The sequence below is a fragment of the Aquabacterium sp. A7-Y genome, from assembly GCF_026153205.1.
Lineage (GTDB): Bacteria > Pseudomonadota > Gammaproteobacteria > Burkholderiales > Burkholderiaceae_C > Caldimonas.
Genome location: NZ_JAPFBW010000001.1, coordinates 242550 through 255212 on the forward strand (window position 1 = coordinate 242550; position 12663 = coordinate 255212).

Genomic DNA, 12663 nt, shown 5'->3' on the forward strand with positions numbered 1-12663 from the left:
ACGGGACTCATGCGGTCGGTTCGGTCAGGAACTGCTTGATCAGGGGGCAGAGCAGCGCGACGACCTGGGCCGCCTCGGACTCGCTCAGGATCAGCGGCGGCACCAGGCGGATCACCCTGTCGGCGGTGACGCTGATCAGCAGGCCCGCTTCCATTGCGCGGTTCAGCAGCACGCCGCAGGGGCGGTCGAGCTCGATACCCAGCATCAGCCCCTGGCCGCGGATCTCGGTCACGCCGGCGACGCCCTGCAGCTCTCGCTGCAGCCCGGCCCGCAGCGCCTCGCCGACGCGCCGGGCGTTCTCCAGCAGGCCGTCCTCCTCCATGATGCGCAGGGTCTCGACAGCCGCGCGCATCGCCAGCGGGTTGCCGCCGAAGGTGGTGCCGTGGTTGCCCGGCTGCAGCACGTTCGCGGCCCTGGGGCCGGCCACCACCGCGCCGACCGGCACGCCCGAGCCCAGGCCCTTGGCCAAGGGCATCACGTCGGGGCGGATGCCGGCCCACTGGTGCGCAAACCACTTGCCGGTGCGGCCCAGGCCGCACTGCACCTCGTCGATCATCAGGAGCCAGTCGCGCTCGTCACAAAGGCGGCGCACGCCCTGCAGGTAGTCGGCGCGGGCCGGGTTGACGCCGCCCTCGCCCTGGATGGTCTCGAGGAACACCGCGACCACGTTGGGCCGGCTGCGCGCCACCTCCTCGAGGGCCGCGAGGTCGTTCAGCGGCACCCGGACGAAACCCGTCACCAGCGGCTCGAAGCCCTTCTGCACCTTGGTGTTGCCGGTGGCCGACAGGGTCGCGATCGAGCGGCCGTGAAAGGCCTTCTCGTAGACCACGATCTCGGGCAACTCGATGCCCTTGTCGTGACCGTACTTGCGTGCGATCTTGAGGGCCGCCTCGTTGGCTTCCAGGCCGCTGTTGCAGAAGAAGGCATTGCTCAGGCCCGACAGCTCGGCGAGCTTGGCGGCCAACTGCTCCTGCAGCGGCATCTGGTAGTAGTTCGAGCAGTGGATCAGCTTGGCGACTTGCTCCTGCAGCGCGGGCACCAGCTTGGGATGTCCATGGCCCAGGGTGTTGACGGCAATGCCGCCCAGCGCGTCGAGGTACTTGCGGCCCTCGGTGTCCCAGACCCAGGCGCCCTGGCCGTGCGACAGCGCGATGGGCAGGCGGCCATAGGTGTTCATGACATGGGTCATCTGGGGTGTCATCGCTTTCTCCGGGCGTGTCTGTCGGGCCGAAAACAAAAATCGCGGAGGCAGCCAGGCGCCCTCTGCGCCGGACCCAACTCCGCGTTGGAAGGCCATTCTATAAGCTCACCCGGCACGCCGCGAAAGCGGGATGACAGCGTGAACTGCGATGATGGCGACTTGCTCGCGCAGAGCCAGCGGCGGCGGTGTCACCAAGGCGACGATCGCCCCGGGTCTTCTATAAGATATCGTCCCGGACAGGAATGCTGCGCCGCAGCGAAGTACCCTGCGTTGCGCTTGCCGTCACGAGCGGCACCACTACGGCTCACTACTGCATGACGACTGCCAAACCCCGCGAGATCTTCATTCAGGGGATCACCTCAGACGGCCGCACCTTCCGCCCCAGTGACTGGGCCGAGCGGCTTGCGGGTGTCATGTCCTGCTTCCGCCCCGGCGGCGAGGCGCCCTCGCGCGGCGGCCACATCAGCTATTCGCCCTATTGCGTGCCGACGGTGATCAACGGGGTCAAGTGCGTGGTGGTCAACGAGGCCGTCAGGGCGGTCGAGCCGATGGCCTGGGACTTCGTGATGAATTTCGCGCGCGACAACGACCTGCAGGTGGCCGAGGCCTGCCTGGTGCCCGACGGGCAGTTCAAGCCGCGCTGAGCGAAGCGGACGGAGCGCCAGAGGACTGGCACCGGGCGAGCTCTGAAGCCAAACAAAAGGGCCCGCGATGCGGGCCCTCGGGCAAATGCAAAACTGCAAAACTGCAAAACAAATGCAAAAGGGCTCGCAGCGCGAGCCCTCGGTTTGCCAACCCGGGAGGTTTTTTACTGGGCGGCCGACATCGCCTTGATGGCGGTCGACAGGCGGCTCTTGTGGCGAGCGGCCTTGTTCTTGTGGAAGATGCCCTTGTCAGCCACCGAGTCGATGACCTTCTGGGCGCTCGTGAAGAGGTCGGCTGCCTTGGCCTTGTCGCCGGCCAGCACAGCCTTTTGCACGTTCTTGATGACCGTGCGGAATTTGGAACGGAGCGCGGTGTTCGCGGCGTTCAGCTTGACGTCCTGGCGGGCGCGCTTGCGGCCAGACGCGATGCGAACGGTTTTCTTGGCTTTGGAAGAGGTGGCCATGCTTGGATACTTTCCGGGTTGGGCAAAGAGGGCGGAGTATAGCAGCTTCTGTCGGTACAAGGCAACGTGCGCCGACCCGAAAGCGAGCGGGTGCTTCCTATAATCCCGCGTCTTCCACCCCAGGCCCCTCCGCTGCCGCATGCCAGGCGCGGCTGCCGCCCGCCATGAACCTGCTCCGCGCCGCCTCCACGGTCTCGCTCTTCACGCTCGCCTCGAAGATCACCGGCCTCGTCCGCGACACCCTCGTGGCCGCCTTTTTCGGCGCCAGCGCCTGGACCGATGCCTACAACGTCGCCTTCCGCATCCCCAACCTGCTGCGCCGGCTGTTCGCCGAGGGCGCCTTCTCGGCCGCCTTCGTGCCCATCCTGGGCGAGAGCCGGGCGCGCGCCGGCGACGAGGCCACGCGCAGCCTGGTCGACGCGGTCGCGACGGTGCTGATGCTGGCGCTGGTGGTGACCTGCGTGCTCGGGGTGGTGGGGGCGCCGGTGCTGGTCTACATCATGGCCGCCGGCCTGCGCAGCACGCCCGAGGCCTTCGACGCCGCGGTGGTCATGACCCGCTTCATGTTCCCCTACATCGGCTTCATGTCGCTGGTGGCGCTGGCGGCCGGCATCCTGAACACCTGGAAAAAGTTCGTCGTGCCGGCGGCCACGCCGGTGCTGCTCAACGTCGCGATGATCCTGGCGGCCGGCTGGCTGGCGCCGCAGTTCGAGCGTTGGGACATCCTGCCGATCTACGCGATGGCGGCCGGGGTGGTGCTGGGCGGCATCCTGCAGCTTGCCGTGCAGTTCCCGGCGCTGGCCGGCATCGGCATGCTGCCGCGTCTGCGGCGGCCCTCGGCCGCCTGGCAACACGAGGGTGTGCGGCGGGTGCTCAAGCAGATGGCGCCGGCGGTGCTGGGCGTCTCGGTGGCCCAGCTGTCGCTGCTGATCAACACCCAGATCGCGTCCTTCCTCGGCCCCGGCACGGTCTCGTGGCTGTTTTATGCCGACCGCCTGATGGAGTTTCCGACCGGGCTGCTGGGCGTGGCGCTGGGCGTGGTGCTGCTGCCGCAGCTGTCGGCGGCGCGCGCGCTGCGCGACGACGCCGCCTATTCCGGCCTGCTGGACTGGGGCCTGCGCCTGGTCGTGCTGCTGGCCCTGCCCAGCGCGGTGGCCCTGGTCACCTTCGCCGAGCCGCTGGTGGCGACGGTGTTCCACTACGGCGCTTTCGACGCTCGCGACCTGCAGCAGACCGTCGTGTCGCTGCGCGGCTACGGCGTGGGCCTGCTCGGCCTGATCGCGATCAAGGTGCTGGCGCCCGGCTTCTACGCCAAGCAGGACACCCGCACGCCGGTACGCATCGCCGTGATCGTGCTGTGCCTGACGCAGCTGATGAACCTGGTGTTCGTGCCGCTGATCGGGCACGCCGGGCTAGCGCTGTCGATCGGCCTGGCGGCCCTGGTCAACGCGGGCTGGCTGCTGTGGGGGCTGCGCCGGCGCGGCTCCTATGTGCCGGCGCCGGGCTGGTGGGCCTTCCTGTTCAAGGCCGGTTTCGCGACCGCGGTACTGGGCGCGGGCCTGGCCTGGGCGTCGCGCGCGCTGGACTGGGCCGCGCTAGGCGCCCAGCCGGGGCTGCGTATCGTCTGGCTGGCGCTCATCGTGTCGGCCGGGGCGCTGCTGTACTTCGCGCTGCTGCTGGCCACCGGCGTGCGGCCGCGCCAGTTCATGCGCCGCGCCAGCTGAGCGGGACGGCCGCCTCGCATTGGTGCGTCGGCGGGGCGGCGACTACACTGCAGTTATGCATTTCTCGGCTCCTTCCGTCATCGAGTATTTCTCGTCCCTGGTGGCCGACGATGCCAGCTTCGCGCTGACCGAGGTCGCGCTGTCGCTGGCCCAGGACGAGTTCCCCGAGCTCGACCTGCAGGGCTCCCTGGCCGAGATCGATCTGCTGGCCGAGCGGCTGCGCAGGCGCCTGGCGGCCGATGCCTCGGCGATTCAGCGGCTGCGCCTGCTGAATCGCTACTTCTTCCAGGAGCTCGGCTTCGCGGGCAACGTCAACGACTACTACGACCCGCACAACAGCTGCCTCAACGCCGTGCTGCGCACCCGTCGCGGCATCCCGATCTCGCTGGGGGTGCTCTATATGGAGCTGGCCGGCCAGATCGGCCTGACGGCGCGCGGCGTGTCCTTCCCCGGCCACTTCCTGGTCAAGCTCAAGATGCCGCAGGGCGAGGTGGTGATGGACCCGTTCTCGGGCTCCTCGCTGTCGCGCGAGGAGCTCGACGAGCGGCTCGACCCCTACAAGCGCCAGCAGGGCCTGGTGGGCGACTTCGACGTGCCGCTGGGCCTGTTCCTGCAATCGGCCACGCCGCGCGAGGTGGTCGCGCGCATGCTGCGCAACCTCAAGGAGATCTACCGCAGCCGGGAGGACTGGCCGCACCTGCTGCGGGTGGCGCAGCGGCTGGTCATCCTGCTGCCCGGCGCGCTGGAGGAAAGGCGCGACCGGGGTTTGGCCTATGCCGAGCTCGGCCAGTGCGACGCGGCCATCGCCGACCTGTCGGCCTATGTGCAGCTGGCCGGCGAGGCCGGCGACCGGCTGGCCGTCGCGGAGCGGCTGGAAGGCCTGCGGCGCAACGGTCCGGCGCCCTTGCACTGAGCGGCGCCGGGTCGCCGGCTCAGACCACCTGGGTCTGGTGCTCGTCGCCCTGGCGGGCCTCGATGCGGCCGATGCGCGAGACCGTCTGACCTTGCGCGGTCAGCACCTCGGTCGCGCGCGCGGCCTCCTCGGCGGCGACGATCACGACAAAACCGATGCCGCAGTTGAAGGTGCGGTGCATCTCGCTTTCCAGCACGCCGCCTTCCTGCTGCAGCCAGTCGAACAGCTCCGGGCGCTGCCAGCTGGAGGCGTCGAGCACCGCCTTGGTGGACTCGGGCAGGCAGCGCGGGATGTTCTCGACCAGGCCGCCGCCGGTGATGTGGGCCATGCCCTTGATCTTCACCGCCTGCATCGCCGCCAGCACCGGCTTCACATAGAGCCGGGTGGGCGCCATCACGCGCTCGCGGAAGGGCTGGCCGTCGAGGCTGGCGGGCAGGGCGCTGCCGGCGCGTTGGACGATCTTGCGCACCAGCGAGTAGCCGTTGGAATGCACGCCGCTGGAGGCCAGGCCCAGCACCACGTCGCCCGGGGCAATGCTGCGGCCGTCGACGATGCCGCTCTTCTCGACGGCGCCGACGCAGAAGCCGGCCAGGTCGTATTCGCCGGCCGGGTACATGCCCGGCATCTCGGCGGTCTCGCCGCCGATCAGCGCGCAGCCGGACTCCTCGCAGCCGCGCGCGATGCCGCCCACCACGCGGGCGGCGGTGTCGACGTCGAGCTTGCCGCAGGCGAAGTAGTCGAGGAAAAACAGCGGCTCGGCGCCTTGCACCAGCACGTCGTTGACGCTCATCGCGACCAGGTCGATGCCCACCGTGTCGTGCATGCCCCACTCGAAGGCCAGCTTCAGCTTGGTGCCGACGCCGTCGGTGCCGCTGACCAGCACCGGCTCCTTGTAGCGCTTGGGCACCTCGAACAGCGCGCCGAAACCGCCGATGCCGCCCAGCACGCCTTCGCGCAAAGTGCGCTTTGCCAGGGGCTTGATGCGATCGACGAGCGCGTCGCCAGCGTCGATGTCGACGCCGGCATCACGGTAGGACAAAGGGGTGTTGGACATGGTCGGGATACCGGCCCGCGCGGGCCGGCCTATAGAATTTGCGCGGATTTTACCGGCTGGGCTGCGCAATTCCGCGCCGCGCGCGTCGTCCATCGCTCCATGACCTTCACCTCCGTCCGAATTCCTGCCCGGGCCGGCCACGGCGCTGGCGCTCTTGCGGCCCGGTCGCCGACTCCGGCGCGCCGGCCGCGCCTCGCCGCGCACCGGCCCCGGAGCGGGGCCGCAGCCCGGGGGCTCGCATGGTGATGCGCCAGATCCCGCTCGGGCTGGGGCTCGAGGAAGCGCACACCTTCGAGAACTTTTTCGCCGGTTCCCAGGACGCCAACGCGGCGGCGCTCGCCCACCTGCAGGCGCTGAACGGGCAGGCACAGCCCGCGCCGGTCTACCTGTGGGGCGAGACTGGTGCCGGCAAGACGCACCTGCTGCAAGCCCTGGCTCACGAGGTCGCCTCGCTGGGTGGGCGCGTCGGCTGGTTCGATGCCGGCAGTTCGCTGGCGATGGATTTCGACGACACTTGGCGTTTGCTGGTGCTCGACCAGTGCGAGCTTTACGGGCCCGCGCAGCAGCAGCGGGCCTTCTCGCTGTTCGTGCAGGCGACCGGCCAGGGCCGCCTGATCGCCTCGGCCGGGCGCCTGCCGCCGGTGGACCTGCCGCTGCGAGACGACCTGCGCACCCGGCTCGGCTGGGGCCACGTGTTCCAGCTGCAGCCGCTGTCGGAAAACGACTGCCGGGCCGTGCTGCGGCGGGCGGCCGACCGCCGCGGCATCTTTCTTTCGGATGAAGTGATGAGTTATCTCCTGACGCGCTTCTCGCGCGACCTGGGCAGCCTGATGGCGCTGCTGCTGCGCCTGGACAGCTTCGCGCTGGCCGCCCAGCGGGCCGTGACGGTGCCGCTGCTGAAGCAGATGCTGGCGGAGGAGGGTGCATGACGGCCACACGCAACCTCTGCCTCTTCGACCTCGACCACACGCTGCTGCCCATCGATTCGGACCATGCCTTCGGCGACTTCATGGTGCGCATCGGCTGGGCCGACGCCCAGGTCTTCAAGCGCGGCAACGACGAGTTCTACGCCCAGTACCTGGCGGGGCGGCTGGATATCGACGCCTACATGCGCTTCACCACCGCGCCCTGGCGTGACCGCAGCGCCGCCGAGCAGGCCTGGGTGCAGGAGCGTTTCCTGGCCGAGGTGGTGCGGCCCCGCATGCTGCCGGCGGCCCTGGAACTGGTGCGGCGCCACCAGGCGATGGGCGACCTGGTGGCCATCGTCACCGCGACCAACGAGTTCGTCACCGCGCCGATCGCGGCGGCCTTCGACGTCGAGCACCTGCTGGCCGTCGAGCTCGAGCGCGACGCGACCGGTACCATCACGGGACGCATCCGCGGCGTGCCGTCCTACCAGGCGGGCAAGGTCACCCGGGTGGATCAGTGGTTGCAGGGGCTGGGCGCACGGTGGGAAGATTTCAGCCGCACCAGCTTCTACAGCGACTCCCCCAACGACCTGCCGCTGCTGGAGCGCGTCAGCGACCCGGTGGCGACCAACCCCTCGCCCGCCCTTCAGCAAACCGCGCAGGAGCGCGGCTGGCGTATCCTGAAACTGTTCAATGATCAAGAAATTCATCGATAGGCTGCTGGGCAAATCCACGGCCACGGGCGACGCCAAGGCGGCGAAGGCTCCCCAGGCCGAGAAGTCCGCGGGCCACATCGGCAAGCGGGTCGAGGTGCCGCAGAGCGAGCACGGCATCGACCGCTCGCTGGTCGACGAACGGGCGATGAAGGTGGTGGCGACGCTCAAGGACGCCGGCCACGAGGCCTATATCGTCGGCGGCGCGGTGCGCGACCTGATCCTGGGCCTGCGCCCCAAGGACTTCGACGTCGCGACCAATGCCACGCCGGAGCAGGTCAAGTCGCTGTTCAAGCGCGCCTTCATCATCGGCCGGCGCTTCCGCATCGTGCACGTGGTGTTTGGGCGAGGCCGCGAGCACGAGGTGATCGAGGTCTCGACCTTCCGGGCCTACCTCGACAACGCCGCCGCCGAGCAGGTCGAGGGCAACGAGAAGACCTCCAAGGCCGACCTGGCCGGCAAGACCCACGTGGTGGACGCCAGCGGCCGGGTGCTGCGCGACAACGTCTGGGGCCCGCAGATCGAGGACGCGGCGCGGCGCGACTTCACCGTCAACGGCATGTACTACGACCCGCAGAGCGAGATCGTGGTCGACTATCACCAGGGCATCCGCGACGCCAAGCAGCGTGTGCTGCGCATGATCGGCGACCCGGAGAGCCGCTACCGCGAGGACCCGGTGCGCATCATCCGGGTGGTGCGCTTCGCGGCCAAGCTGGGCTTCGAAATCGAGCCCAAGACGCGCGAGCCGATCAAGCGCATGGCGGCGCTGCTCGACAACGTGCCGCAGTCGCGCATGTTCGACGAAATGATCAAGCTGCTGCAGACCGGCCACGCACTGGCCTCGCTGGAGCAACTGCGCAAGGAAGGCCTGCACCGCGGCGTCTTCCCCATCCTCGACGTCGTGCTCGACGAGCAGCAGCGCCACGACGGGCGCGAGAAGTTCGTGCAGCTGGCGCTGGCCGACACCGACCGGCGCGTCTCGGAGGGCAAGCCGGTAGCGCCCAGCTTCATGCTGGCCTGCATGCTGTGGCACGACGTGCTGGACGGCTGGGCGCGTCGTCGCAGCCGGGGCGAGCACCCCTTCCCCTCGCTGCAGGCGGCCATCGACGAGGTCTTCGACGCCCGCATCGGTGACATCTCGGGCCGCGGCAAGCTGGCCGCCGACATGCGCGAGATCTGGATGATGCAGCCGCGTTTCGAGAAGCGCAGCGGCAACGGCCCCTCGGTGCTGGTCGAGCAGCCGCGCTTTCGCGCCGGCTTCGACTTCCTGCGCCTGCGTGCCGACGCCGGCGAGATCGACCCCCAGCTGGCACGCTGGTGGGAGGACTTCTCGATGGGCGACGCGACGGAGCGCCGCGAGCTCATCGAGCAGGCGCGCGGTCAGGACGCCGGCCGCCGCACCGGCGGGGCGCGCCGCACGGCACCCCGGACCGCGGGCGATGCCGCGGAGGCCAGCGGCGCCCCGGTTGCCGAGGAGGGCGGGCCCAGCGAGGAGGGCGCGGCCGCCCCGGCCAAAAAGCGGCGGCGGCGCCGCCGCAAGCCCGCCGGGGAGGGCGGCGGCGATGCGCCGCCCGACGACGGCGGTGGCGCCGGCACCGGCACCGGCACCGACTGACCCGGGAGCACCGCATGCGCGGGTACATCGGCCTGGGAGCCAACCTCGGCGAGCCGCTCGTCGCCTTGCGGGAGGCGGTGCAGTCCCTGCGGGGCCTGGACGGTGCACGCGGGCTGCGGGCGTCCTCGCTCTATCGCAGCGCACCGGTCGACGCGAGCGGTCCGGACTACCTCAACGCCGTGGTCGAACTCGAGGGCGAGTGGGCGCCGGCCGCGCTGCTGGCGCAGCTGCACGCCATCGAGCGGGCCCACGGCCGCGAGCGTCCCTGGCGCAACGCGCCGCGCACCCTGGACCTCGACCTGCTGCTGTGGGGGCAGACATGCTGCGACAGCCCCGAGCTGACGCTGCCGCACCCGCGCCTGCACCTGCGCGCCTTCGTGCTGCAGCCGCTGGCCGAGCTGGCGCCCGGGCTGCGGATCCCGGGCCACGGCACGGTCGAGTCGCTGCTGCCTGCCGTCCAAGACCAGGCGATCGAGCGCCTGGACCGGGCCTGGTTGCCCCCTGCGGCGTCGACCCGAGCTTCCTTCTGACTGAACGCTTCCTGCAATGAACGCCTTGCCCGTCTCCCTGCAGACCATCCTGCTGCTGGTCGCCTCCAACGTCTTCATGACCTTCGCCTGGTACGGGCACCTCAAGAGCCTGTCGGCCAAGCCGTGGTTCGTCGCGGCGCTGATCAGCTGGGGCATCGCGCTGTTCGAGTACCTGCTACAGGTGCCGGCCAACCGCATCGGCTACGCCGGCGGGGCCTTCTCGCTGGCCCAGCTGAAGATCCTGCAGGAGGTCATCACGCTGGCGGTTTTTGTCCCCTTCGCGATGTTCTACATGAAGGTGCCGTTCAAGCTCGACTTCCTGTGGGCCGGGTTGTGCCTGGTGGGCGCGGTCTATTTCATGTTCCGTACTTCATGAACACCTTTTCCTTCGAGGCCTGCCGCCACATCGTCGTCGAGGGGCCGATCGGCGTCGGCAAGAGTTCACTGGCGCGCCGGCTGGCGCGCCACCTGAGGGCCGAGCTGATGATGGAAAAGCCCGAGGAAAACCCCTTCCTCGCCCGCTTTTACGCCGACGGCAGCCGCTACGCCTTCCAGACCCAGATGTTTTTCCTGTTCCAGCGCCTGGAGCAGTACCGCGAACTGGCCCAGCCGGGCATGTTCGCGGGGCCGGTGGTGAGCGACTTCCTGTTCGCCAAGGACGCGCTGTTCGCCCAGCTCACCCTGAGCGACGACGAGTACGCGCTCTATGCGCAGATGTACGCCCACCTGGCGCCGCAGATCCCGCAGCCCGACCTGGTGATCTGGCTGCAGGCCGAGCCGGCCACCTTGCTGCAGCGCATCGCCCGTCGCGGCATCCCGATGGAGCAGGGCATAGACGCGGACTACCTGCAGCGACTCAGCGATGCCTACTTCGAGCACTTCAAGGTCGAGCAGGGCGCGCCGCTGTTCGCGATCGACACCGAGGGCTTCAACCCGATCGACCGCGAGGCCGACTTCGATCGCCTGATCGAGACCTTGAAGGGGTTTGACGGCACGCGTGCCTTCTTTTCCCCGCGCATGATGCAGGTGGCCTGAGGCGGGCAGCGCGGCGCCCGGCCTGCCGGCCAGGCATGTCAGGTGCTGTCACAATATCGCCTTTTTCCGGCACGCCCGCCGCTGGCGGACGGGGCGCCTGCACCCCCGGGCCCTCGGGCCGGGAGGGGTCGCACCAAGGTCCACGTACAAGGTTTCCACCATGATCTTCGGCAAGCTGTTGCCTCGTGAAGGTAATTTCTTCGAACTGTTCAACCAGCACGGCGAGAAGATCGTCGAAGGCTCGCGCGCATTCATCCTGATGGTCGAGAACTATGCCGACCCGGCCGCCCGCGAGCGCCATGCCGAAGCCGTCATCACCGCCGAGCGCCAGGCCGACAAGATCACGGCCGAAGTGAACCGCTTGCTGCACACCACCTTCATCACGCCGATCGATCGAGAGCAGATCCACTCGCTGATCAACGCGATGGACGACATCGTCGACCTGCTGCAGGACGCCAGCGAGACCATGTCGCTCTACGACGTGCGCGCGATGACCGAGGAGGTGGTTCGCCTCGCCCATCTGAGCGCCAAGTGCTGCGAGCGGGTCCAGCACGCGGTCTCGCTGCTGGGGCGGCTCAGCAAACACGACGCGGCCCAGGCCGCCATCAAGACCTGCGAGGAGATCGACCAGCTCGAGTCGGACGCCGACCGCGTCATGCGCTCTGCGATGTCCAAGCTGTTCCGCGAGGAGCAGGACGTCCGCGAGCTGATCAAGCTCAAGGCGATCTACGAGCAGCTGGAGTCCATCTCGGACCGCTGCGAAGACGTTGCCAATCTGATCGAGGGCATCGTCCTCGAGAATTCCTGAGCCGCGCGCTTTCGATTCGGAGACACTGAATGGAAGCGGTACAGGTAGGCTTCTGGGTTGTCGTGCTGCTGGTCGTGCTGGCGATCGCGTTCGATTTCATGAACGGATTCCACGACGCGGCGAACTCGATTGCCACCGTGGTGTCGACCGGGGTGCTCAAGCCGCAGCACGCCGTGCTGTTCGCGGCGGCGTTCAATTTCGTTGCGATCGCGATCTTCCACCTCAGCGTCGCGGCGACGGTGGGCAAGGGCATCGTGATGCCGGGCGTGGTCGACCACCACGTCGTGTTCGGCGCGCTGATCGGGGCGATCGCCTGGAACGTGATCACCTGGTTCTACGGCATCCCGTCGAGCTCCTCGCACGCGCTGATCGGCGGCATCGTCGGCGCCACGATGGCCAAGGCCGGCGCCCACGCGCTGATCGCCAAGGGCGTGTGGAAGACGGTCGCCTTCATTTTCGTGTCGCCCCTGCTGGGTTTCCTGCTCGGCTCGCTGCTGATGGTGGCGGTGGCATGGGTCTGCCGGCGCAGCTCGCCGCTGCGGGTGGACAACTGGTTCCGGCGCCTGCAGCTGGTGTCTGCCGGGCTCTACTCGCTGGGCCACGGCGGCAACGACGCGCAGAAGACCATCGGCATCATCTGGATGCTGCTGATCGGCTCGGGCTACGCCGCCGCGACCGACAGCGCGCCGCCCACCTGGACCATCTGGGCCTGCTACATCGCCATCGCACTCGGCACGATGTTCGGCGGCTGGCGCATCGTCAAGACCATGGGTCAGCGCATCACCAAGCTCAAGCCGGTGGGCGGCTTCTGCGCCGAGACGGGCGGAGCCATCACGCTTTTCCTCGCCACCTCGCTGGGCATCCCGGTGTCGACCACCCACACCATCACCGGCGCCATCGTCGGGGTGGGCTCGACCCAGCGCGCCTCGGCGGTGCGTTGGGGCATTGCCGGCAACATCGTCTGGGCCTGGGTCTTCACCATCCCGGCCTCGGCCTTCATCGCCGCAGTGTTCTACTGGGTGGGGATGCAGTTGCTCTGAGCCGCCCGGGCGCC

At 68.9% G+C, this 12663-nt stretch carries 14 protein-coding genes; 11 read left to right on the plus strand and 3 right to left on the minus strand.

The annotated features are described in order from the left end of the window. Nucleotides 1-7: 7 nt before the first annotated feature. Nucleotides 8-1201, minus strand: a complete 1194-nt coding sequence (locus OOT46_RS01115; RefSeq protein ID WP_265401732.1) for an aspartate aminotransferase family protein — start codon at nucleotides 1199-1201, stop codon at nucleotides 8-10. A gap of 314 nt (nucleotides 1202-1515) precedes the next feature. Between OOT46_RS01115 and OOT46_RS01120 the strand changes: the two genes are divergently transcribed. Further along, the gene (locus OOT46_RS01120; RefSeq protein ID WP_265401733.1) at nucleotides 1516-1845 is read left to right on the plus strand and encodes a DUF3579 domain-containing protein; all 330 of its coding nucleotides are present in this window, start codon (nucleotides 1516-1518) and stop codon (nucleotides 1843-1845) included. A gap of 164 nt (nucleotides 1846-2009) precedes the next feature. Here the strand turns inward: OOT46_RS01120 and rpsT are convergent, their stop codons facing one another. Further along, complete coding sequence (gene rpsT / locus OOT46_RS01125; protein WP_265401734.1) at nucleotides 2010-2309, minus strand: 30S ribosomal protein S20; 300 nt, start codon at nucleotides 2307-2309, stop codon at nucleotides 2010-2012. Nucleotides 2310-2473: 164 nt separating this feature from the next. Between rpsT and murJ the strand changes: the two genes are divergently transcribed. Further along, entirely contained in the window at nucleotides 2474-4033 is a 1560-nt protein-coding gene (gene murJ, locus OOT46_RS01130) for a murein biosynthesis integral membrane protein MurJ (protein WP_265401735.1), read from the plus strand. A gap of 55 nt (nucleotides 4034-4088) precedes the next feature. After that, entirely contained in the window at nucleotides 4089-4946 is an 858-nt protein-coding gene (locus OOT46_RS01135) for a SirB1 family protein (RefSeq protein WP_265401736.1), read from the plus strand. Between the two features lie 19 nt (nucleotides 4947-4965). Here the strand turns inward: OOT46_RS01135 and purM are convergent, their stop codons facing one another. Beyond that, a complete protein-coding gene (gene purM / locus OOT46_RS01140) occupies nucleotides 4966-6000 on the minus strand; it encodes a phosphoribosylformylglycinamidine cyclo-ligase (protein ID WP_265401737.1) in 1035 nt (344 codons plus the stop codon). A 245-nt stretch (nucleotides 6001-6245) separates the two neighbouring features. Between purM and hda the strand changes: the two genes are divergently transcribed. The 8 genes from hda (at nucleotide 6246) to OOT46_RS01180 (ending at nucleotide 12649) form a co-directional block, all read left to right on the plus strand. After that, nucleotides 6246-6929, plus strand: coding sequence for a DnaA regulatory inactivator Hda (gene hda / locus OOT46_RS01145; RefSeq protein WP_265401878.1), 684 nt, complete (start codon nucleotides 6246-6248; stop codon nucleotides 6927-6929). Continuing rightward, the gene (locus tag OOT46_RS01150; RefSeq protein ID WP_265401738.1) at nucleotides 6926-7624 is read left to right on the plus strand and encodes an HAD family hydrolase; all 699 of its coding nucleotides are present in this window, start codon (nucleotides 6926-6928) and stop codon (nucleotides 7622-7624) included. The genes hda and OOT46_RS01150 overlap by 4 nt, the downstream gene beginning before the upstream one ends. After that, nucleotides 7602-9236: a polynucleotide adenylyltransferase PcnB gene (pcnB, locus tag OOT46_RS01155; protein WP_265401739.1), complete on the plus strand. Its 1635-nt coding sequence runs from the start codon at nucleotides 7602-7604 to the stop codon at nucleotides 9234-9236. Before OOT46_RS01150 ends, pcnB begins: the two co-directional genes overlap by 23 nt. A 14-nt stretch (nucleotides 9237-9250) precedes the next feature. Beyond that, entirely contained in the window at nucleotides 9251-9766 is a 516-nt protein-coding gene (gene folK / locus OOT46_RS01160) for a 2-amino-4-hydroxy-6-hydroxymethyldihydropteridine diphosphokinase (RefSeq protein ID WP_265401740.1), read from the plus strand. A 16-nt stretch (nucleotides 9767-9782) separates the two neighbouring features. Next, complete coding sequence (locus OOT46_RS01165; RefSeq protein WP_265401741.1) at nucleotides 9783-10142, plus strand: DMT family protein; 360 nt, start codon at nucleotides 9783-9785, stop codon at nucleotides 10140-10142. Further along, nucleotides 10139-10801: a deoxynucleoside kinase gene (locus OOT46_RS01170; RefSeq protein ID WP_265401742.1), complete on the plus strand. Its 663-nt coding sequence runs from the start codon at nucleotides 10139-10141 to the stop codon at nucleotides 10799-10801. The genes OOT46_RS01165 and OOT46_RS01170 overlap by 4 nt, the downstream gene beginning before the upstream one ends. 160 nt (nucleotides 10802-10961) lie before the next feature. After that, complete coding sequence (locus OOT46_RS01175; RefSeq protein WP_265401743.1) at nucleotides 10962-11609, plus strand: DUF47 domain-containing protein; 648 nt, start codon at nucleotides 10962-10964, stop codon at nucleotides 11607-11609. Nucleotides 11610-11638: 29 nt separating this feature from the next. Next, nucleotides 11639-12649, plus strand: a complete 1011-nt coding sequence (locus OOT46_RS01180; RefSeq protein WP_265401744.1) for an inorganic phosphate transporter — start codon at nucleotides 11639-11641, stop codon at nucleotides 12647-12649. Nucleotides 12650-12663: the final 14 nt, after the last annotated feature.